Below are 22,549 nucleotides of genomic sequence, written 5' to 3' on the forward strand. Positions count from 1 at the left end.
TAATCAACCGGCTCCGGAGCAACCGGAAGATCGGCTGCCTGTGCGGTGGTGGCAGCAGCAGCAGCTGCAGCGCCGAGCATCAAGCTCTTGAGTTTCATATCTGACCTCCAAAAGTCAATTTTCATTGGAACCGAACCTGACCCTCAAGGACCTGGCGGGCTCCATCCCCGCGATTTCGTACAAAAACAATTCAGTCGAAAAAGTCCGAACTATTTTTTCTGGCGATTACTCGCCGTCGCAGGGCTTAAGAACCAAACTCGAGTTGGCACAGCAAGTCCAAACTGCTGAGTAGCAGCACTGTCAGGCAGCTGTGTGTTTTTTCTGCAACATGCTGTTTTGCAACCAGTTTTCCATTACCCAAGGGAACCATCAAACAAAAATTCGCGAAAAATCCCGGGAAAATCACTATTTCGCGATGAGACACCCCAACCCCACCCCTCCAAAACACAACACAGAAAAACAAAGAACTTCTATCTAAAAAGATAATACTCAATCAAAAAATAGATCATACTTCTAAAATAGAATATACATGTCTTTCTTATTTAAGATATTTTCTTAATTTATACTGTATTAACACTTGAAAACAAGTTCAATGGAGAATTTCAACACCCTTCCCTTAAGGAAAATACGACACCACTCAGACGAGTGGAGAAAATCCGCTAAAACCTCGCCAAGGTAGGTGTTTCTTGTCTTCCACATACTTTGTCGCGGGATTCGATGCTGAAAGATTCGCCCCACGGCGATGAAAACCGCATGTTTTTCGGAAGATTCGCTCATTCCATGCGAACTCTCGCAAAACAAGCGGATGCTCAGGCGGGGCGTGTCGATCCGCATCTTTGATGCAGACCGGTCGGCAGGCCTTTATGTGATGCCGACAATGAAAGGGTTCGATTTGGCGCGCTGTTGTTCGATTAGCGCAAGAGAACCGTTATTCCTGCACTGTTGCCGTTGGCATCGAGCACCGTCACATCCGCAAAACCAGGCGTGTCCGGCTGCCAGACAAGTTGCCTTTCCCGCTGCCCTGTATGGAGGGGGCGTCCGTTGACAAGGAAGGAGAACGGCCCTGCACCGCCCTTGAACTTGACGACCAGAGGCTGCGCCGACTGTTCCAACGAACTGTCCTGTGCGAACCCAAGATCCAGCTCGGCTCCGTCCGGCGGATAGGATATCTGCAAGGTGTCACCCGTGCGAACCGTGCCGCGGTTTTGTGGCAAGCGGGCAAAGCGAAGCGGTTCGGGAACCTGTTGCCCGGCGACACTCATGGCTTCCGCCGGACCGTCCGGAAGCGGAACCCTGTCGGGTCCCAGGATCTGAAACGCCTCGAAGAGAATAGGTACGGCGACCGAAGCTCCCGTCGCCCCGGGCACTGGCGTGCCATCCGGGCGCCCCGACCAGATCGCCACCACATGACGACCGTCATAACCGACAGCCCAAGCGTCACGATAGCCGTAGGCTGTGCCCGTCTTGTAGGCGACGTGGTGTGTTTCTGCACTTTGCGGCTGCGGCAATCCGGAAAGAATATCGCCCACCATCCAGGAGGCCTTTTCCGAAAGGACGCGGGCTGAAGACACCGGCGCCGTACCCTCTTCGCAGTCTTTGCGGCACACGGACAGGGCTACCGGTTCGCCACCTCGAGCCATTGCGGCGTAAGCCTGGGTCAGGTCCCGCAAGGTCATGCCGAGACCGCCAAGGCTGATGGCAAGCCCCGGTGCGATGCCTTTCTCCATGACGGGATTGGCACCGGCACGTTTCAGCCGGGCAATCAGCCGTGCTGGCCCGACCGCTTCCAGCAACTTCACGGCCGGTGTATTGAGCGACAACTGAAGGGCTTCGCGCAGGGTGACCGTGCCCTGGTAGGACTGGTCGAAGTTCGTCGGCTGGTAGCCACCAATGTTGGTCGCCCGATCTTCAATGAAACTTTCCGGCAGACCGACACCTTCTTCAAAGGCAAGACCATAGATGAACGGCTTCAGCGTTGATCCGGGCGAACGTGTGGCGCGGGTCATGTCGACATGCCCCTGGCGGCGCGTGTCCAGAAGGTTCGGCGCGCCAACGCTGGCCAGAATTTCTCCGCTCTGGTGATCGGCGACCAGAATGGCCAGGGAAACTGGCGATGGCATCGTCTCGCTCTTCCGTCTCGCCAGGGACTCGATCGCACGCTGAAGCTCAAGGTCGATCGTCAACCGGTGGACAGGCAAGAGTGGCGCATCGGCACGCGCCTGCCGGCTTTCGTGCGGCGCCAGGAATGGCATTGCATAACGTATCGTCCGGACCGGTTCATTCGCAGCCGAAGCCGCATCCTCTTTGCCGAGGACACCAGCCACTGCTGCCCGGCGCAAGACACGGTTGCGGGCCTTGCGCGCCTGATCTGGAAAACGGTCCGGCCGCCGCGCCTCCGGGCTTTGCGGCAATGCCACCAGCAGCGCAGCTTCCGCCGGCGTGAGACGCCCAGGTTCTTTGCCGAACCAGGTAAGGCTTGCCGCCCGAACCCCCTCCAGGTTGCCGCCAAACGGCGCCCTGAGAGCATAAAGCCGCAAGATATCTTCTTTCGAAAATTCCGCTTCCAGCTGAACGGCCCTGAGTAGCTGCTCGTATTTACGCTCAAGCGACTTCGTCGGCTGCTCTTCCAGCAACCGCGCAACCTGCATGGTCAGCGTCGAACCGCCGGAAACTATGCGGCCGTTCCTGAGACTTTGCAGGGCAGAGCGAGCAAGCGCCAGCGCGTCAAACCCGCCGTGTTCGTAAAACCGCTTGTCCTCGAACGCCAGCAGCATCCGGAAATAAAGCGGATCGATTTCTGGTAGCTCCACCGGCAAGCGCCATTTGTCGTCCTGGCTGGTGAAAGCCCGCAGAAGGCGGTCATTCCGGTCCAGAACGACAACCGACAGAGGCAGGTCGCCGACACGGGGCGGCGCGGACAGCGACGCATAGTCGTGCCCGACCTTTGTAATCAGGCAGACAGACAGTGCGGCGGCACCAAGACCGGCGGCAGCGAACCACCGCCGGATCATGAGCCAATTCCGCCGCGCCAACGTTTTCATCGTACGGTCGCCTTACCGTGTCGGGCCGAGAACAACCAACCTGCCGGTTGCCGTAATGGCGCGACGGTCCGGACGGTACATATCCTCTACCGACGCCGGCGGATGCGAATAGTCGCCCGGGGTTGCAGCCCGTGCAAGATAGGCAAAGGTCAGTTCCTTGCTGCTCCAACGGGTCTGGTCCACGGCCACTTCGAAACGATCCCTGTAGAACGCCGAATGTTCCGGCTGATCAACCGTATCGAGGAACGACAGGCCACCGATATCGCCGGAACGCACAAGCCGCGGATTGTCGATCACCAGGCCGGCAGGCAGGCGGTCAACGACCATCAACCGGCCCGGATGATCCGTCAGGGCCCGTACTGTGACGACCACAGCAAGCCGGGTGTTGACCGGAACCGCGGCCGGATCGATCGGATTGCCGTCAAGGTCGTAGACCGTGCGTTCAACCGCATAGTCCTTGCCACCTGCGGGCTCGGGCACCAGCGGCTGGCCGGCCACGGAGACAAGAAGCTCCGTTCCAGCGTCCCCGTTGTTCTTCACCTCCACCGGGAAGTCGGCAACCTCGCGGCCAGCCAGCGACCAGGCCAGCCGTCCGGGCGTTACTTCACCACGAACGGAGATCCGGGCGTCTTGCGCGGATTCGTTGAGCGCATTCGCTGCCAGGAGCATCCAGGCCATGTCCTGTGTCGACCGGTATGGCTTGTTGGCCTGGGCCGTTTTCAGGAAGTCGATTGCTTCCGTCTTCAGACTGTCTTCCATGGACGCCGAAACGACATAGTCCGTCACGCCCGCGCTGTCGCGCAGGACGGAGCCGTAGTCGTCGCGATAGTACTTCGGAGCCTCCTTCGGCAGAGCGGCAAGAGCCGCCCGGAAACCGGTGGCCGCCCGGTCACGCTCGCCATAAAGGGCAAGCCCGGCAGCAACCTGTGCCTTGGCAAGCGGTGTTGCGAAGTTCTGCAGCTTGGCATCCAGGTAGTAGCGAAGATCGCCCATGGAGGCGCGGCCATTGCGGGCCAGCACGTAGAGCGCATAGGCGATGTCTTCGCCGCCATCCTGGAAGTCGGAGGAATAGGCCAATCTGTTTTCCAGATTGTCCAGTGCCGAAGTGAACGCAAGATCAGGCACCAGATATCCCTTTTCGCGTGCACGGGTCAGGAAGTCGGTGACATAGGCATCCAACCAGGTATCACCGCCGCCGTAGCTGTTCCAGAGACCGAAATCGCCGGAAGAGGACTGGTTCGACAGGATCTTGGCAATGGCCTTGACCACCCGTTCCCGAATGGCACTATCGCCGCCAAGCCCCGCAGCCTCAGCAACTTCGCTGAGATAAAGCAGCGGCAAGGCACGACTGGTCGTCTGCTCGGTGCAGCCATAAGGATAGCGGTCAAGTGCCGCCAGCAGGCCGGCGACATCGATGCTTGCAGCACCACCGGCAGACAAGGTGATGTCAACCGTATCCGCCCGCAGGCCGTCGAAGGAGTCCGCATCCAGCGAGAGGCTGTCTCCGGATGCCAGTGAGAAGCTGGACTGACGGACAACTTCAGGCTGGGTATCTTCAACCTCGAGGCTGAAACGCTTGACGAAAACTTCGCTCTGCGGCCCGGTCAGCGACGCCACGACTTCCGACTTCGTCAGCATGTCTTCTGCCGAAACCGAAAGCAGCACCAGGGCTTTCTTGCCGTTTTCCAGATCCAGCGTACGGGACTGATCCGTGCTGCCGCCTTCCAGCCGAAGGCCGTCAGCGACCGAGACTTCGAGTGCATAAGAGCCGGAAGGGCCATCGACGTTGTCGATTTCCAGGGAAATTCGCGACTGGTCTCCCGGTGCAAGGAAGGCGGGTGCGCTTGCCGTCATCACGACTGGTGAACGCACTTCCACTTCCTGGTCGGCATGACCGACGCCATCCTTTGTCCAGGCAACCGCCATCAGTTTGACGGCGCCGTTGAAGGCCGGGATATCGAAGGAGACGGTTGCTTCGCCAGTATCGCCCACGGTTACAAGTCCCGAGAACAGGGCAAGCGGTTCTTCATCCGGCGGAGGTGCATCGAGCCGCATGCCTGCGGCATCTCCTCCGGAACGGACGCGCCCGCGGGTTCCAGCCATCCGGTCGATCAACTGGCCGTAAAGATCACGGAAGTCGGTGCCGAGACGTCGCTGGCCGAAGTACCATTTCTCTGGATCCGGTGTCTGGAAGCCGGTCAGGTTCAAAATGCCGACGTCAACCGCGGCAATCGTCAGATACGCCTGGTCTCCCGGTTTCAGGTTCGCGAGTTTCACCGGAACGTCCAGTGTCGTCTCGGGCAGAATCCGGTCAGGCGCAGACAACTGCACGTCAAGCGCCCGGTCACCCGGGTCGACCTGCAGCCAGGACAGACCGACTGCCCGTGACGGCATTCGCTTCTGGTCCAGGTCCATCGGCCGGTAGAGGCTGGCCGTGATATAGGCCCCTGCCCCCCAATCGTCGCTGACAGGGATCTCGACCTCGGTTTCCTCGGCAGTCACTTCAACGGTCTTGCTGGCCAGCAATCCGCCGGAAACAACATTGACCACGGCAATCCCGGCCATTTGTGGCTTGAGGCGCAGCTTGGCGGTGTCGCCGGGCCGGTAGCTGGTCTTGTCGAGGCCAACGTCCAGATAATCAGGCGTATCTGAGGACGCATCGGCAGAATACCAGCCGGCATTGAAGGTGACGCGCGTCGAGGTCTGCAGCGTTCCGCTGCCTTCAACGTCGAGACGGTACTCACCCCATTCGACCGGAAGGGACAGCTGTGCCGGCTGTCCAGCAGTCACCTGCACGGTGCCGGTGGCAACACGGCGGGTGGTGGTGATCGGCTCATAGGACCAGTTGCCGTCATAGCGGTACCATTGATACCGACGATCGACCTTGGACAGGGTCCAGCCGATGTCCGCTCCGTCGACTTCCTTGCCGTCTTCATCGATGACGATTACGGAGAAATCGGCCGGACCGCCTTCATCGACACCGCCGTCGAAGGCGGGTTTCACGCCAATGCGTGGTCCGTCGATGGCAACAGGCAGGTCCATGTCCCGTTCAACGTAGCGGCCACCCGCTTCCACCAGGCGTGCGATCAGCTCGCCAGTATAAAGCATGGTGGTCTCGGGAAGTTCGGGCATGAAGACGTCGAAGGTAAGCTTGCCATCTTCATCGGTCTTCAGGCCCGACGACAGGGAGCCACGCTGTGTATAGGCATCCGCATCGGCAATGCCGAACTGATAGCCCGGGTGGGCTTCAAGCGTGCGGATCGGCCGCACGATGACATCACCTTCCAGCGTCTGGCCGCTGGCCGGAGAGCCGTAGAGATACTTGGCGTCCAGCGATACTGCTGTCGGTCCGGTACGGTTGAAGGCCTTTGCATCTGTTTCAAGTTCGAAATCGACTCGCTCGGGCTGATAATCTTCCACCAGGAAGGTCTGCTCGGTGAGAGCCCTGCCCTTCGGATCGGCAAAGACCTGCCAGGACCAGATACCCTGCTGAGCCGACGCCGCCAGCGTCACATCCTGAAGGTGGCCACCAAGCCCGCCGTCGTTCACGGTAAAGCGGGCGTGTTCGACCCCGTCGGGCCGATTGAAGATGAAGGTGAGCGGAAAGTCTTCCTGTGCGGTTGCACTTGCATTGCGCAGCAGAGCCTGCGCGTGAACGGTTTCGCCGGCCTTGTAGATACCGCGATCCGTCCACGCAAAAACGTCTAGCGGTCCCGGTGCTGCACGTCCTTCGACACCCCGGTCGGACAGATCGAACGCCGGTTTGCGCAGGTCGAGGAAGGAATAGTCGCCCTCGGACGTTTCAGCAACGAGGATACCGGGGGCCTGACCGCCTCTGCCGCGGGTAAGGCCGACGGCAAATTCCGCAAAGCCTTCCGCGTTGCTGACAGCTTCACCGAGAATGTCGTTGTTGACGGCCAACAGGCGCACGGTCACGCCCTCCAATGCCTCAGCGCTTGTGAGAGAGCGGATATTGGCGGCAATGCCGTTATCGCCTGAAAGGGCCGTCAGGCCCAGATCGGACACAAGGAACCATTGCGTTGCCAGCGTGCCCCAGCGGTTCTTCTGATCGAGCTTTGACCGCGCAGTCATGGCATAGACGCCCGGTTTCAGCTCGATGCCGGTTTCCGAAATCGGTATGGCGGTCGTGATGTCCTGGTTCAGGTCGTTACCGGTCTCGACAATTCCGGACCAGACCTTCTGACCCAGTTCGTCCTCGATCTGGTCTGCCCGCCAGCTGTCTAGCTGCCGCAGGAAGCGGTTGTCACGCAGAATATCGGCGATGGAGCGGTTGCCGATGCGGTAGATCGAGGTCTCGACTTCAGAGGTGTTCACGGAAACGATCGGAATGGTGGGGTCGCCACCAGCAGGAAGAACGTAGGAACGGCTCAAAAAGCTGACGGACGGAGACCGGTCCTTCACATAGACAGTCAGGTCTGCGGTCTTTTCCAGCTTCTCGCCATCGGCTGCCGGCAAGCCGCTGCGTGCGGTGATCTGATAGCGGCCGCCATGCTTGAGACCATCCGCACAGATTTGGCTGCCTTCCGCCTCGATCGCGAAAGTACCCTCGCCGCTTACGCTGACATAAGGGCTCATGTCTTCGCCAAGCGGCAGTTTTTGCGAGAAGACCAGACATATCCGTGGCGACGCGCTGTCGGAATCGACTTCGTGATCAACGATCCGGAAGCCGTGCTCGGCAACCAGATCCGCGTATTGCCGACGTACGCTGGAATTTTCCTCGACCGCCAACGATGCCCGCAAGGCCTTGATCGCGGTCTTGTATTCGCTGCTTCGGGTCATCGCGCGGCCCACAAGTTCAAGCGCCAAGGCGCGCTCAGGTGCGCTGACGGACCGCAGATAGGCATTGATCGAGGCTGATATCGCGTTCTTGCGCTTGGTTTCCCTGTCCTGCCAGTTGTCTGGATCCTGCAGCAGCAGGGCGGTGGTGAGCTGGGTCCAGGCATCAAATTCACCCGGTTCCAGCTTGATCAGCTGCAGGAAGTCGGCTTCTGCCAGTGCGCCGTTACGCTCGCCGAGTGCGTCCTGACCGTTCCGGCGCAGCTGATCCGCAGTCTGCCCGTTCGGGCGCACCGAATTTGCAATGCTGAGGGAATAGGTCTGTGCGCTTTCCAGCTGGGATTTGGGAATAAAAACCAGCTCTGCCTTTCGGTCTGCGCTCTGGTCGGCGCGTGGCGCCTTGACTTCAACGACCCGTCCGGCGATCGCACCGGCAAAACTCTGCAGTTCGCCATAGTCGGTCTTCAGGAAACACCAGCCCGCAGAGGTGTTGAAGGTGAATGCGCGGCATTGATTGTCGCTGAGGCAGACGGATTTGCACCCGTCCAGATCCACGTCTTTTACGGTGCGATAGTCACCACCGAAGAAATCCGCATCATCAATGGTGACGATACGCCGGTCCTGCGCGCCTGCTGCGGTGGCCATGATACCGGCGAAACCGGCGCTGGCCACAAGAAGCAGTGTGCTTTTGGCAACCTTCTTGAAACGATGCTTGAAATTGAGGGAAAGCTTTTGGGAAACAAACGAAAAAACGAACATGGCCAATCCTCCGGGGCCTATAATTTCCCCTATCAAGTCACTGGATCGTGACAAGGACAAGGCAAAATAGTTTTTAGAGTGAACTCTCCTGACACAAGGGCGTGGTCTCGCAAATGCAGACGAGATGGTCTGAGAGTTCAGCCGATCCTGCTGACCAGTTCCTCGATCAGCAGCGCAACTTCCTGGGCCGCCTTGCTGGATGGTGCGTCCTCGGTCACGGCGCGGCCTCTGCCCATTGCAGAGGCAAAGACGGTCCGGTTGCCCAGGCGGGCATTGAGCGCGTCATATCCCGAAGCGGCAATGGCGTCCGCCATCTCGCCTGTCAGGGACGCGCGGGGCGGTACGCGGTTGAGTACCAGAAGTGCGGGAGTATCTTCACGCGCAGCCATCTCGATCGTCTGCGAGGTTGCCCAGAGATCGACCGGCGTCGGCTGGATCGGAACGATCACGAAGTCAGCGGCGTCGATTGCCGGCTTGGCATCACTGTCGGTCTTGGGCGGTGTATCGATGACAACGTACCCATGGGACTTTGCGAGCGAACGCGCCTCACGCCTTGCGCCCCAGCCTGACGCGGTGCGGAATTCAAGACCGGTATTGTCTTCGCCAAAGTTGTCTTCGCGTGCCTCGAACCAGGTCCCCAAAGAGCCTTGCGGATCCACGTCGAGGATTGCCACCGGTTCGCCGGACTTTTTGGCAAGCGCAACGGCAAGATGGGCCGCAAGGGTTGTCTTCCCCGACCCGCCTTTTTGCTGTGCAACCGTCAGAATCCGCCCGGACATGCCTAAACCTCCAGAATTTCGCCAATATATTGCGCTGATGTTTTTCGCAACGCAACAAATCTATGTCTTATCCAAATGAATTTACGTTGCGTTTCCGGAATTATGGCTATGATCACCAGTGGTATTTTTTAATAACTGCCGTCAAGGGAGGCGCACCTGAAGGAACTGCAAGAGCGAAGCTGGGCCTTGCGATGGCGCAATCCGGCGTTCTGCAAACGCCTTTTGTATGACGCGCTGAAACGGCAGCCGGAACCGGATCCCGGCAACCGTCCCCTTCAGTTCAATCTTGCATGGCTGGAGCGTTGGTCCGGTCATTTCGATGCGGCGGCAAAGCTTGCAGACAAAGCCTTCTCGATGATGGATCCCAGGCAGGATCCGGAAGGCTGGTCCGAGCTTCTGGTCATCAAGTCGGTTTGCGTCTACAGCCTCGGTGAACTCAGCCAGGCCGATGCCATTCTGGGAGAAAGCCTGGAGATCCTCGGGGCGGCAACTCACGGACGCGCCGGTATCGAGCCGCTGACCGTACTCGCCAACATGTGCGCCTATTATCATGACTACGAAAAGGCTCAGTCCAAGCTTCAGGAAGCCATGGACATCGCCGATCGGCTGAGCCTTGTTTACGAGCGTTCGCACATCCTGCAAACCCTATCGCGCACTGAATTGCGGTGTGGCAGTCCCGAGGCAGCCGTCGAAGCGGCAAAGGCGTGCCTGGAAGATGCCCTGGAGCATCGCAACGCCGTGAACCTGCCTTACGCCTATGAAGTGCTGGGAGCAGCGCTGGTGGAAACCGGGGCATTGAAGGAGGCGCGCGCCTGCGCCGCCAAGGGCCTGGCAGCGGCACAGTTCAGCCAGGATCACCGGGTCGCCTGCCACCTTTACTACGTGCTCGGATTGAGCCTTTTCGAAGAGAAGCGCTATGACGAAGCGCGTGCCGAACTGGAAAACGGTCTGCTGAACGCTGCCGGTGCCGACTATCACCACTGGACGCGAAACTTCTACCTCAAGCTCTCCCAGACCCACGAAGCCCTGGAAGAGCACCGCAGTGCACTCGACTATCTGAAGGCCTATGTGAAACTTCAGAAGAAGATGTTCACCGAGGAAACGGAACGCCAGAGCAACGATTTCCGGAACCGGCTGGAATTCCGGCTTGCACACAGCAAGGCCGATTACGAGAGGGAATTGCGCACCAGAACCGAAACCTTGAACACGGAATTGCAGGAGGCGAACACGAGCCTTCTTGAACTCAACGCCCAGATCGAATTCAACGCACTGCACGACGCGCTGACAGGTGTCGGCAATCGGCGCATGATGTCGAAATTCTTCGAAACGACCCGGCTCAGCGTGGGCCCCGGCGTCAAGGTTGCCGCCATTCTGATCGATCTGGACCGGTTCAAGACCGTCAACGATCACCATGGCCATTCGGTCGGTGATCAGGTCATCAAGGCAGTGGCGGAACGGTTGTCGGATTTGCTGCAACAAGATGAGACGATCATCCGGATGGGCGGCGACGAATTCCTGATCCTGTCGACACGGCGCACTGACGCGGACAGTCTATCTGCCCTGGCAGACAGGATCGTTTACGACATCAACCTGCCGATCCCGATCAAAGGGGCGGTGGACAGGACAGTCGGCGCAAGCGTCGGGGTCTCGGTTCAGGCGAACGGCCCGGACCTCGAATATGAGCTTCTCAGGACCGCGGACGAGGCCATGTATCAAGCCAAGAAAACGGGCCGAAACAGAAGCTGCCTCCATTCCAGTGTGCCGCTTTCCATTCCCCAGAACGCTTCCTGAGCGGCACCTGTCAAGCAGGTTCACCCTATTTCAGCCGATTGACCGTGGGCTATTTCCCCCCCAGCACCGAGTACACATTCCAGGACGGACGTCCTGTTACCGGGAGGCCGTGGCGTGCCTCGGCCTTGCGGATGCCTTCACGTGTGGCCGGGCCGACCTTCCCGTCCGGTTCACCGACGTTGAAGCCGTTGCGGTTGAGAAGCTTCTGCAGCTCCACACGCTGAGCACGGGAAAGACCGGGGTTGTCCGTCGGCCAGGGTGTCTTGAACGGATCGCCGCCTGATACGAGTTCCGACAAAAGGGCGATCGCCAGACCATAGGACGTTGATGCATTGTAGGAACGCAGAGCCCGGAAGTTGCGGGTCACCAGGAAGGACGGGCCACCCGCTCCTGCCGGCTGGATCAGCGCTGCATCCAGATTGCCGGAAAGAGCGCCGCCGTCGATTTTGCTGAAGCCTCTTTTCGCCCAGGTCGACAGGGAGGAATAGTTCTTCAGACCCGACGGCCCACTGTAACTCTTCGGTGCCTTGACCTCGTATCCCCAGGGCCGGCTGTTGCTCCATCCGGCATTTTTCAGAAAGTTTGCCGTTGAAGCCAGAGCATCGGGGACGGAATTCACCAGGTCCTTGCGGCCGTCGCCGTCAAAGTCAACCGCAAGACTGTTGTAGGTGCTCGGCATGAACTGGGTTTGCCCGAAAGCCCCTGCCCAGGAGCCGACGAAGTCTTTGGCCGGTACATCCCCTCGCGAAGCAATCTGCATGGTCTTGATCAATTCGCCCTGGAAGTATTTCTGGCGCCGTTTGCCGGCGCAAACCAGATTGGCCAAAGCATGTGGGGTGTAGAAATCGCCGCGGAAGTTGCCGTAGTCACTCTCGATGCCCCAGACCGCCAGAACCACGTGCCGGTCGACACCGTACCGCTTTTCGATGGAGGTGAGTGTGCTGTTGTGTTTTTTCAGGTTTGCTTTGCCGTCCTGGATCCGCTGCGCGTCGACCAGAAAGGCCATGTAATCCCAGATTTCGGTCTTGTGCTCGGGCTGGGACGTCGAGAACCGGATGACTTTCTCGTCAAAGGTTGCACCTGACAGCATGCGCTCGGCAATGTCCGGCCGGACGCCCGCGGCAACAGCCTGTTTCTTCAGGGATGCAACACAGCTTTCGATCGCAAAGGCCGATCCTGCCATGGCCATCATGGACAGACCGGTTCCGAACGCAACATTCACAAGATGATTTCGCATGCCCTGGCGCACAGCCCCCTCCGCAGCTTCGAAGCAATTTCCGAACGCTGACACGCTAGCGCGACATAAATGCGGCAAAAAGGGGGTACCTGCAGTTATCAAGATAAACCCGGCGCCGTTACCGCGCCGGGTTTATCACTTTCAGGTCAGACGGACCTATTTGCCTTCAATGAGCTTCCGGCGCAGCCAACCTGAGGTCTGATCCATCAGGATCACGACAATGATTGTCAGGATGATGATGTAGCTGGTGTTTTCCCAATCGCGCGAGGTCTTCATGGTTTCGACCAGCAAGAGACCGATCCCCCCTGCCCCGAGAGCACCGATGACCGTGGCTGACCTGGTGTTCGATTCCAGGTAGTAGAGGACCTGGGACACGAAGACCGGCAGGATCTGCGGGATCACACCGTAGCGATACCGCTGGATCTGATTGGCGCCGGTCGCCCTCACGCCCTCGACCTGCTTGTTGTCGATGTTCTCCAGCGCTTCGGAAAACAGTTTGCCGAGCGAACCGGTATCGGTGAAGGCTATTGCCAGAGCTCCTGTCAGCGGCCCGAGACCGAAGGCGCGAATGAAGATCAGCGACCAGATCAGCATGTCGATGCCACGCAGGAAGTCGAAGAGGCGGCGTGTTCCGAACCGAAGCAGCTTCGACGGCGTGAAGTTGCGAGCTGCAAGAAACGCCAGCGGCAATCCGAAGAATGCAGCCGTGAGAGTGCCGAGAACAGCCATCATGATGGTTTCGAACAAGGCGGTAAGAACCTTGCCGTGCTGCCAGTCAGGGTTTTCCAGAAACTCGTTCACGATGAACCAGATGTTCGACGTTTCCGGATCCATTCGGTCCGAGCTCAACGCCAACGCATAAAGCTGGCTGAAGGACATGCCGTAAAGTGGTGAGCGGAACGGAAACCAGAAGTTCTCCCAACCGCCGAAATAGTTGTGAACCTCGATCTTCGTCTTGGTGACCTGAAGGCGCCGATCAAGGGTCGGGCGCACATCGAGCTTGCGCGGGTCGATCTTGATCCAGTCAGGTGCCGGCCCTGCCGGCAGAACCGTTTCGACACCATCGGCAGTCGCGGTGCCCTCCACCACGCCATAGCCCGGGATGGTGAACAGGGCTGTCCTGTCATCGATCTCGACCTTGTAGCCATCGCCGAGGTCAACCACACCATTTTCGCCGCTGAGCTGCACCCAGTCAGGCACCTTGGCGTTGTCGTAGGTAGCGGTGCGCTCGCCTTCGATCGCAACTTCGAACTCGTTGTCCCGGAAGCTCTTTGTGACGTGAACTTTGTAGGCGACGCTATCCGTTGCCAGGATCACCGCCCGTTCCGGCTGGGCACGAGAGAGCAGTTCCGGCACCCCGAAGGCGAACCAGGTGTAAACGAGGTAGGTGAAGATCGCGAGCGGTACGACGACAGTGAGCCATGCGCGCCGGCGGACCTGATTCCAGACGAGTGCCTGGGTGACGGGTGTTTCGAGCGTATCGACGGTCATGAGATTTCCCCTCAATGCGCCCGGCCGGACCCGACCAGCTTGCCGCGCAGATAGGACGACAGTTGGTCGATGGCCATGATGGTTATGAACAGAAGGACGAAGATAGCGGCGGTTTCATCGCCTGCACCCTTGCCCCAGCCGATCGTGCGGCGAAGTTCCTGGCCGATGCCGCCAGCGCCAACGAAGCCGAGAATGGCAGAAGCACGCACATTGATTTCAAGGCGCAGCAGGAAATAGCTGAGATAGTTCGGCGCCACCTGGGGCAGCACCGCAAACCGGATGCGTTGCAGCCAGCTGGCCCCACAGGCCGACAGGCCCTCGATGGGCTTGCGGTCGATGTTCTCGTTCACTTCGGAAAAGAGTTTGCCGAGCGCACCTGCGGTATGAAACGCAACAGCGATCATGGCTGGTACAGGGCTGGAGCCGAGTACGAAGATCAGGAACAGCGCAATGATCAGTTCGGGAAAGGCACGTGTGATGTCCATGATGCGGCGGACTACCGGGATCAACGGTCCCCAGCTGTCGACATTGCGTGTGGAGGCCATCGCCAGCACCACCGCCATCGCGCCGCCCAGAAGGGTCGCAACTGCGGCAATGTTCAAGGTTTCCAGCATGGCCGGAACGAACTGCAGCATCAGCGAGAAAAAGGCCGGGCCGGCTTCAAAGGCTTCAACGACGATCTCGCCCGGATAGTCGAAGAACTTGGAAAGACCCTGAATAAATCCGCCGGAATTCATCGAATTGGATTTCGAATAACCGGAGACCAGAACCGCTACGACCAGCAGCAACCCTATCAACGAATAGAGCTGGCGGCGTTTGCGCATGGACAGGATTTCCTGCTCGAGTGCGGCAACAGCCATTGTTTGGGACCTTTACTTGATGCTCACTTCATCCGAAGCGGGGTGGCTTAGCTGGATCAACCCTTCGAAACCTGGCGATCCTGGCCCTGTGGAGCCACTTCTGGCGGAAAGTCGATTCCGCTGGCCGATACTTGAGAAAACGCGGGCCGGAGACCGGCCCGCGCGGAGATCGGAAATTCCGATTACTCGCTCTTTGCCTTGCGGGCAGCGACGATGGATTCGTAAGCCGCATGGGTGATCGGTTCGAAGCCGCGTGCTTCACCGGCCATCACGCCGTAACCACATTCCTTGTCTTCCTTGACGAGGTTGGCCATCAGCTCGGTCATCTTTGCCTTGATGTCGTCCGGCAGCTTCTTGGACAGGACAACCGGGCCTTCCGGGATCACCGGCGAACGCCAGATTTCCTTGATCTCGGTCATGTCGACCAGACCCGCATCGGTTGCCTTGCGCAGAGCGCCGGAATTGTAGCCGTCTTCCCATTCGCCAAGACCGTCAGCCCAGGTCACGCCGCCGGCAATGTCGCCGTTGAATACGGCAACGATGGTCTGCTCGTGACCACCGGTGAAGACGACGTCGGAGAAATACTCACCCGGCTTCATGGAGTAGCCGAGTTTCGGGATTTCGATGGACGGGATCAGGTAACCGGACGTGGAGTTCGGGTCACCAAAGCCGAAGGTCTTGCCCTTCATGTCTTCCAGGGAGTTGATCTCGCTGTCGACGCGGGCAAAACCGATGGAGTAGTAGCCATAGCTGCCGTCGTTGTTGACCTTGACCAGAACCGGCTCAACGGCTTCCGGGTCGGTCAGGAAGACTTTTGCGTAGCCGGAAGCACCGAGCCAGGCCATGTCGAGGTTACCGCCGAGCAGGCCTTCGATAACGCCGTTGTAGTCTGCCGGAGCAAACAGCTTTGTCGGAACGCCGAGCAGTTCCTCGGTCTTTTCGCGCAGGCATTCGTTGGCACGCAGACGGTCGGAAGCATTTTCGCCGCCGAGCAGGCCGATACGGAATTCCGTGATTTCCGCTGCACCGGCAACAGAAGCGTTCAGAGCGATCATGCTGACAGCAGCAAGCGCAGCAACTTTAGCAACGAGTTTCATTTGGGACACTCCCCGAGAGTTCTCAATTTTGATGACGTTAAGCGGGTGCGCAGCCGGATCAGACCGCTGCTGCCGCCGGGGTCATCGCACCGGCGGATTCTCTGGAACCGGACTGGCCGGCATCGATGGCGGTGGATGTCGCCGCCTCGTTAAAGCTCTCATCAGCACCGTAGATTTCGCGTGCGACAGCCGTGGTCAGCGCTTCCGGCGCCCCGTCGAACACGAGGAAACCGTCGCGCATGCCAATCACCCGGTCGCAATAGGTCCGGGCAGTGTCGAGCGTGTGCAGGTTGCAGATGACGATCTTGTTGTCGCGCTCGTGAATCTCACGCAGCGCATCCATGACGATCTTGGCATTCATCGGATCGAGCGAAGCAATCGGCTCGTCCGCCAGGATCATGTGCGGGTCCTGCATAAGAACGCGGGCAATCGCAACACGCTGCTGCTGACCACCGGACAACTCCTCGGCCCGCTTGGTGGCTTCCTGGGCAATGCCCAGTCTGTCGAGCGCACCAAGCGCGGAATTGACGTCTTCCTGGCTGAAGATGTTGAAGAGGCTCTTCAAGGTGCCGTGACCGTTGAGGCGCCCCAACATGACGTTGGTGACAACATCCAGGCGCGGCACCAGGTTGAACTGCTGGAACACCATGGCGCAGTCGCGCTGCCAGCGGCGCATCATGCCGCCTTTCAGGCTGAGAATGTCCCGGCCATCGAACAGGATCTGTCCGGCGCTGGCGGGGGTCAGCCGGTTGATCATGCGCAGCAAGGTTGACTTGCCGGCACCGGAGCGACCGATGATCCCGACCATCTGCGGTTTTTCGATATTAAAACTTACTTTGTTGACCGCGGTCCGAGACCCGAAGGTCTTGGTGACTTCCTGAAATTGAATCACGCGCCAGCCCTGTCCGTTGTGTTCGTCGTGCTGCGCGACAAGAGCCACCGGACCATTACAGAAAAATGACATTCCTTTGTCGGGGAGCTCAAAATTTTATGACAAATCAATGACATCCCTGCCTGAAGCATCGGCAGAACAACCATCTCCGGCGGGAATTCCGCAGCGCTCTCAGCGCTTTCCGAGCCCCCTTGGCGTCACACATTCCTGGCTAAAATTTACTCGGAAATCAGTGCTCAAATACAAGGCTTCTACCCGCCAAATGCCGCTTTCACCGCTGTGGATGCATGCAAAAAAAGTGACGGGAGTCACGCCAGTGTCATCAAAGCGTCACGACCGGTGCCAGCAACACGGCTACAAACCGTTTCCGCACTCCTTCCAACGCTATATGGAGCATCCATGTCCGCCCCGACCCAGAAGCCTTCCCTGACCGAAGCCCCGAACATTCACCCGGAGGCCAGGGTGCTGAATTGTGATCTCGGCATCTGGACCGAGGTTGGCGCACGCACGGAAATGCGCGAAAGCAGCATGGGGGACTATTCCTATATCGTGCAGGAAGGCGATGTCGTCTGGTCGACTATCGGCAAGTTCTGTTCCATCGCCCGTCGCGTCCGCATCAATCCGGGAAACCACGCAACCTGGCGCGCCTCACAGCACCACTTCACCTACCGCGCTGCTGCCTATGACCTTGGCGAAGACGACGCGGATTTCTTCCAGTGGCGCAAGGACGACTGGGTCACCATTGGCCATGATGTGTGGATCGGCCACAATGTCACGGTGCTTGCCGGCGTCTCGATCGGCACCGGAGCTATTGTTGCAGCCGGGGCAGTCGTTTCCAAGGATGTCGCCCCCTACACCGTTGTTGGCGGTGTGGCCGCCAGGGAAATCAAACGGCGTTTTACCGAACAGCAGGAACAGGCGCTGATCGATATCTCCTGGTGGGACTGGTCCCAAGAAGAGCTGAAGCAGCGGCTGCCCGATTTTCGCAAGTTGTCGATCGACGCATTCATCGAGAAGTACCGCTGATCCCGCTGGTGGCGCGGACACCTGCTCAGGTGAGCCGTGCCTTCTTTTCCCGCTGCACAAAATTCCCGGGACGCGTTACACTTGCACCATGCAAACAGAAACCGCCGTTCTAGAAAGCAGTCTTGGACCGTCGCTGCGGCGCTGGCGCGTACTGAACCGGGTCAAGCAGGAAGCTCTGGCGCATGAACTCGGCGTCTCGCAGACGAGGATATCGCGCTGGGAGAGTGGCATGTCGCAGCCGGACGACAGCGACAGGGCGAAGATCACCTGTCTGCTGAGGGCACGTCCGGAGAGCGCCGCCGACAAGGCCCTGCTTGATCTTGTCTCCCGGTCCGCAGTTCCCGTGCATCTGGTCTGCGACCTCACACACAGGCTGCTGGCCATGTCCGTACCGCGTGCCTGCGAATGGCGCGCACCGGTGAACGAGTTTCTGAACCGGCCCCTGTGGCGTTTTGCGTCCGCAGGCATCCGGGCAACGGAGCACAGACTGACCGACTATGGCTGGTTCGAGCCGGATGCTCCTGACATTGTCTACCGAACGGAACACGTTGATTTCCCGGAAATGACCATCCCTGAGAGCACCATCCGGATTTCGCGCCTGCCGCTGTCAGACGGACGGTTTGCGCGGCTGGTCCGTGAAGAACAGGATGCCGCATAAATTATGCGGTAACTCGCCTGGCGCGGTGGCCCGCAATAATCTGGCCACCATGACAAAGACGCCCCCTTCCCTCGATCTTCCTGAAATTTCCCATACCAGACTGACGGGCCTGCTGGACTTCCTTCAGGCTGCAGAGCAGCTGAAGGACACGCTTCGCTCGGGAACGACAACCGGCGGCAGGCCGGAGAGCACTGCCGAACATAGCTGGCGACTGGCCTTGATGGTTCTGTTGTTCGAACCAGAGCTGAAAGAAGTCGACTTGCTCAAACTCCTGAAGCTGACGCTTGTGCATGACCTGGGCGAAGCCATCTCCGGAGATGTCCCCGCTCCACTCCAGACGCCGGGTGACGACCGGCAGGAACGCGAGAGGCGGGACTTCCTGACCTTGTGTGAACCGCTGCCGGGTGACGTGGCTGGGGAGCTAACCTCCCTCTGGGATGAGTATGCAGCGGCACGAACCGTCGAAGCCCGACTTGCCAAGGCGTTCGACAAGCTGGAGACCATGCTTCAGCACGTTCTGATGCCAAGGCAAGCGCCTTCATTTTATGAGTTCAACCTGGGTTACGGCCGTGATCGCACCGATTGCAGTGCTCTCACGCGCCAGTTGCGTGACGAAGTCGACGAGCTTACCCGCACCATGATGACGGGCGCAGGACGGGAAATCGCCTGATTGCACCAGAGACTTTGCCGCTCAAGGGTGCCTGGCGCCTTGCCGGGCGGTCAGCAAAAAAGGTCAGGCAGGTTCTTATTTTTCGTGTTTGGGTTTACCCTTCTGGTTGTGCCGTCCAGTCACTGCCGGAGGAACCAGCATGTACACCATTCTGCCCCGCAGCCAGGGTGCCGTTCTCGGTGTCGAGATTTCCGGAAAAATCGATATTGATCAGGAAAAGAACCTGATCGCCAAGGCCGAGGAGATGATTGAAGATCAGGGCAAGATCAGCGTTCTGGTCGTTCTTGGCGATCATGTCGGCGTTTCTTTCGAGGCCGCCAAGGCGGACATCCGGTGGGTGCTTGCCAACATGCAGCATCTCAACAAGATCGCCATCGTTACGGACAGCAAGCTGCTTGCCGCCCTCGTTGCGATCGACGCCACGTTTGCACGGATGGTCGGAATTCAGGAAAAGCACTTCGACCGGGATGAAATCGATATCGCCTGGCACTGGATCGAAACGCCGGTCTGAGGTCAAGCCGTTGGCGATTTCTGCTACTGAGGCTGCCGTCCAGCCTCATCTGACAATTCAGCTCTGGCAGGTCAGTCCTGGCAGGTCAGTCCGGAAAATCAGGCGTCAGCGAGCTGTTCATCACTCAGGAAGGCAACCTGGTTCACCTTGCCGTCCCAGACCTCGATCATCTGGCCCTGAGGCACTTCCATCCAGCATCCGCGGGCTTCATCCAGCGGTTCTGACACCACCATCACACCGTCGTCGTACACCCGGTAATAGAGCGTCGGCGCTAGGTTGTCCGAAGCATAGCGGGCGGCATAGAGCGTTTCACCATCCGACCAGCCGGCAGCAAACCGCATGTGAGGCGTCGTTCCGGCGTATTTGGACAGGGCTTCTGCTTCGAACACAGCTCTCGCCATCGCCGCGCGCGGGTGCAGATTGAGTCCATAGGCGAGCGCGACCAGAAACAGGCTTTCGCTGTCGGTGCCGCCGATGCGGTCGCGGTAAAGGTCGTCCGGGATCATGTTGTCGAGGCGACGCTTCACCTTGTCGTAGCCGCCGACCTGACCGTTATGCATGAAGGTCCAGCGCTGGAACGTGAAAGGATGGCAGTTGTCCCGCGTGGTCGCCGTTCCGGTTGAGGCGCGCACATGTGCCAGGAAGTGGCGAGACCGGATGTGCTTGGAGATCTGCAACAGGTTTGGATCCGACCAGGCGGGCCGGACGTCCTTGTAGACACAAGGAGTGTCCCGGTCGCCGTACCAGGCAACGCCGAACCCGTCGGCATTGACCGATGTCTTGCAGGACAGCGCGTTGCGGCTCTGGTCGATCAGCGAATGCGCCGGATCGCAAATGACTTCTTCCAGGTATTTGGGAGCTCCGCTCCAGGCAGCCCAGCGGCACATGTCGACTTGGTGTCCTTCAAGCAGCGTCTTGCATGGCCTTGAACCGGGCCGTGGTTTCATCGCACGCGTAGTAATCCGCGGCCGGATAAGGATGCAGCGCCAGATCTTCGACGGCGGCAATGATCCTGTCCGCCTTGTCTACTGTCATGAGCACTGAAAAATTGAGCCGTGTCCAGCCGGGTTTCTTCAGTTCTTCACCGGAAAGAATACCGGCCCTCAACGCTTCGGACTGTTCCGGACCGATATCCAGCAACCGATGGGCATAGGGCCCGGCACAGGCGCAGCCACCACGGGCCTGGATGCCATAGATGTCCGACAGCATGCGGGTGACGAGCTGCTGGTGCACATAGCCTCCGCGTTCCAGATCCTTCACACGGAACGAGAACACGGGTAGCACGTGACGGGCCTTGTCGTTTCCGAGGATCTCGATCGCCGGATTGTCACGCCAGACCGCCAGCGCCTTGGCGCGCCAGGCGGCGTTCCGCTCGTCCATGAGCCGCTGCCCAATGGCTTCCTTGACCAGAAAAGCGAGCGCCGCCCGGATATCGCCGATCACGTTCGGCGTCCCGGCTTCCTCGCGGGCTGAAAGATTGTCTGAATAATCGTGAGCCCAGGGCGAGACGAAGCGTACAGTTCCTCCGCCCGGAAAGACCGGTGTCGCCTTGCTGACAGCTTCCTTACGCACGATCATGACGCCTGACGCGGCTGGCCCACCGATGAACTTGTGCGGCGAGACAACAACCGCATCTTTCTGGGCATCCGTGCCGGCTTTCATATCTACCGGGAGGTAAGGGCCGGAACCCGCGCAATCCCAAACGCTGAGCGCGCCGTATCGCTTCAGAATGCGTGTGACCGCAACGTCGTCGGTAACGATGCCGGTTACGTTGGACATCAGCGAGAATGCTCCAACAATCAGCCGGCCCGCCCCCGCCTTGCGCAAAACAACCTCCAGCTCCGCAAGATCAGGACCACCAGTCTCCGCTTCGTCTATCTCGATCACCTCCGCTCCGCTCTCGCGCCAGGGCAGAATGTCTGAGTGATGTTCATAGGGACCGATCACAACAAGTGGCTGTTCGCCCCGCTCTGCGGCGGCCGAAACACCAAGAAGATGTACAAGCCGGTTAAGGCCTGCGGTTGCCCCCGAGCCGCAAAAGACCGTCGCGTAGCCCTGGTCAGCCCCGCAAATGCGGGCGATTTCAGATCGCGCGGCCTCGCGCATTCGTGTCATTGCGCTGCCGCAGTAGGAAGCCTCGGTGTGGCTGTTCGCGTAGACCGGCAGGACTTCTTCCAGAACGAATTCCTCGACCTGACGCAGAGCCCGCCCGGAGGCGACGTAGTCGGCATAGATCAGCTCGCGCTCGCCGAACGGACCTGAAATGGTTGCCCCCTCGCCGATCAATCCCGCGCGCAGGCGGGAAATCAGGTCCGGAGATTTCAGTTCCTCGATGAAATGATCGAGTGCCGTGCCTGTTTTTTGGGTCATCTTGTGCTCCGAAACGTCTTTTTCGGATCATACGACCCCTTTCACGGGGAAATCTTCACCTCATTCGATTGTTTTAGGCTCCAGATCGTGTCATTTGATCGATGATGGAGAAAAAATTCGATCATATTGATCGCGCGCTGCTGCGCGCCCTGCAACGCGACGCACGTCTTTCGCAAAGAGACCTTGCCGACAAGGTCGGTCTTTCCCAGAACGCCTGCTGGCGCCGGTTGAAAACGCTGTACGACAGTGGATTGATTGAAGGACATACGATCCGGCTGGACCCGGCGCAGCTGGGGTTGAATCTCACGGTCTTCGTGATGATCCGGACCCGGCACCATTCCAAGGAGTGGCTGGAAAGGTTCAGGGGCGAAGTGGTGGCCATTCCGAACGTGATCGATTTCTACCGGATTGCCGGAGACTACGACTACATGCTGAAAGTGGTGGCCGAAGACATGAATGCCTTCGACCGCGTCTATCAGCGCCTGATCGAGAAAGTCGATCTGGATACGGTCACGTCGTACATGACCATGGAATCGATCGCGGATGCCCGCGACCTTCCAATCTAGCTTT

The 22,549-nt window shown here is 59.1% G+C and carries 16 protein-coding genes; 6 read left to right on the top strand and 10 right to left on the bottom strand.

Going from position 1 to position 22,549, the window contains the following annotated elements:
- Positions 1-911: 911 nt before the first annotated feature.
- The 3 genes from pbpC to parA form a co-directional block, all read right to left on the bottom strand.
- Positions 912-3,011: a penicillin-binding protein 1C gene (gene pbpC / locus HCG46_RS25305; RefSeq protein ID WP_209009628.1), complete on the bottom strand. Its 2,100-nt coding sequence runs from the start codon at positions 3,009-3,011 to the stop codon at positions 912-914.
- 42 nt (positions 3,012-3,053) lie between these two features.
- Positions 3,054-8,597 (bottom strand): alpha-2-macroglobulin family protein, encoded by a 5,544-nt coding sequence (locus HCG46_RS25310; protein WP_168687829.1) that lies wholly within the window; start codon positions 8,595-8,597, stop codon positions 3,054-3,056.
- A gap of 137 nt (positions 8,598-8,734) precedes the next feature.
- Complete coding sequence (gene parA / locus HCG46_RS25315) at positions 8,735-9,376, bottom strand: ParA family partition ATPase (protein ID WP_023000188.1); 642 nt, start codon at positions 9,374-9,376, stop codon at positions 8,735-8,737.
- 186 nt (positions 9,377-9,562) lie between these two features.
- Here parA and HCG46_RS25320 point away from each other — a divergent pair, with 186 nt between their 5' ends.
- Complete coding sequence (locus HCG46_RS25320; protein ID WP_139314219.1) at positions 9,563-11,167, top strand: tetratricopeptide repeat-containing diguanylate cyclase; 1,605 nt, start codon at positions 9,563-9,565, stop codon at positions 11,165-11,167.
- Positions 11,168-11,216: 49 nt separating this feature from the next.
- Here HCG46_RS25320 and HCG46_RS25325 read toward each other — a convergent pair whose 3' ends face one another.
- From HCG46_RS25325 to phnC, 5 genes are all read right to left on the bottom strand, one after another.
- Entirely contained in the window at positions 11,217-12,404 is a 1,188-nt protein-coding gene (locus HCG46_RS25325; RefSeq protein WP_168687830.1) for a lytic murein transglycosylase, read from the bottom strand.
- 156 nt (positions 12,405-12,560) lie between these two features.
- Positions 12,561-13,895, bottom strand: coding sequence for a phosphonate ABC transporter, permease protein PhnE (gene phnE / locus HCG46_RS25330; protein WP_168687831.1), 1,335 nt, complete (start codon positions 13,893-13,895; stop codon positions 12,561-12,563).
- Positions 13,896-13,906: 11 nt separating this feature from the next.
- Complete coding sequence (gene phnE, locus HCG46_RS25335) at positions 13,907-14,755, bottom strand: phosphonate ABC transporter, permease protein PhnE (RefSeq protein ID WP_023000192.1); 849 nt, start codon at positions 14,753-14,755, stop codon at positions 13,907-13,909.
- A gap of 182 nt (positions 14,756-14,937) precedes the next feature.
- On the bottom strand, positions 14,938-15,852 hold the full coding sequence (gene phnD / locus HCG46_RS25340) for a phosphonate ABC transporter substrate-binding protein (protein WP_023000193.1): 915 nt from the start codon (positions 15,850-15,852) through the stop codon (positions 14,938-14,940).
- Positions 15,853-15,910: 58 nt separating this feature from the next.
- A complete protein-coding gene (phnC, locus tag HCG46_RS25345) occupies positions 15,911-16,744 on the bottom strand; it encodes a phosphonate ABC transporter ATP-binding protein (RefSeq protein WP_168688017.1) in 834 nt (277 codons plus the stop codon).
- 399 nt (positions 16,745-17,143) lie between these two features.
- On the opposite strand from phnC, the gene HCG46_RS25350 reads away from it, so the two are divergent.
- The 4 genes from HCG46_RS25350 to HCG46_RS25365 all read left to right on the top strand — a co-directional run bounded on the left by HCG46_RS25350 (position 17,144) and on the right by HCG46_RS25365 (position 19,609).
- A complete protein-coding gene (locus HCG46_RS25350; RefSeq protein WP_168687832.1) occupies positions 17,144-17,770 on the top strand; it encodes a DapH/DapD/GlmU-related protein in 627 nt (208 codons plus the stop codon).
- 88 nt (positions 17,771-17,858) lie between these two features.
- Positions 17,859-18,428 carry a helix-turn-helix transcriptional regulator gene (locus HCG46_RS25355; RefSeq protein WP_168687833.1) on the top strand — a complete coding sequence of 190 codons (570 nt, stop codon included), beginning with the start codon at positions 17,859-17,861 and terminating at the stop codon, positions 18,426-18,428.
- Positions 18,418-19,098, top strand: a complete 681-nt coding sequence (locus HCG46_RS25360; RefSeq protein ID WP_353621841.1) for an HD domain-containing protein — start codon at positions 18,418-18,420, stop codon at positions 19,096-19,098. The genes HCG46_RS25355 and HCG46_RS25360 overlap by 11 nt, the downstream gene beginning before the upstream one ends.
- 139 nt (positions 19,099-19,237) lie before the next feature.
- Complete coding sequence (locus HCG46_RS25365; RefSeq protein ID WP_023000198.1) at positions 19,238-19,609, top strand: STAS/SEC14 domain-containing protein; 372 nt, start codon at positions 19,238-19,240, stop codon at positions 19,607-19,609.
- A gap of 98 nt (positions 19,610-19,707) precedes the next feature.
- On the opposite strand, the gene HCG46_RS25370 is transcribed toward HCG46_RS25365, so the two are convergent.
- A complete protein-coding gene (locus HCG46_RS25370; RefSeq protein WP_168687834.1) occupies positions 19,708-20,496 on the bottom strand; it encodes a class II glutamine amidotransferase in 789 nt (262 codons plus the stop codon).
- Between the two features lie 16 nt (positions 20,497-20,512).
- A complete protein-coding gene (locus HCG46_RS25375) occupies positions 20,513-21,979 on the bottom strand; it encodes an aminotransferase class V-fold PLP-dependent enzyme (protein WP_168687835.1) in 1,467 nt (488 codons plus the stop codon).
- A 104-nt stretch (positions 21,980-22,083) separates the two neighbouring features.
- Here HCG46_RS25375 and HCG46_RS25380 point away from each other — a divergent pair, with 104 nt between their 5' ends.
- Positions 22,084-22,545: an Lrp/AsnC family transcriptional regulator gene (locus HCG46_RS25380; protein ID WP_023000201.1), complete on the top strand. Its 462-nt coding sequence runs from the start codon at positions 22,084-22,086 to the stop codon at positions 22,543-22,545.
- Positions 22,546-22,549: the final 4 nt, after the last annotated feature.

Source organism: Labrenzia sp. PO1 (genome assembly GCF_012273635.1).
Lineage (GTDB): Bacteria > Pseudomonadota > Alphaproteobacteria > Rhizobiales > Stappiaceae > Roseibium > Roseibium algicola.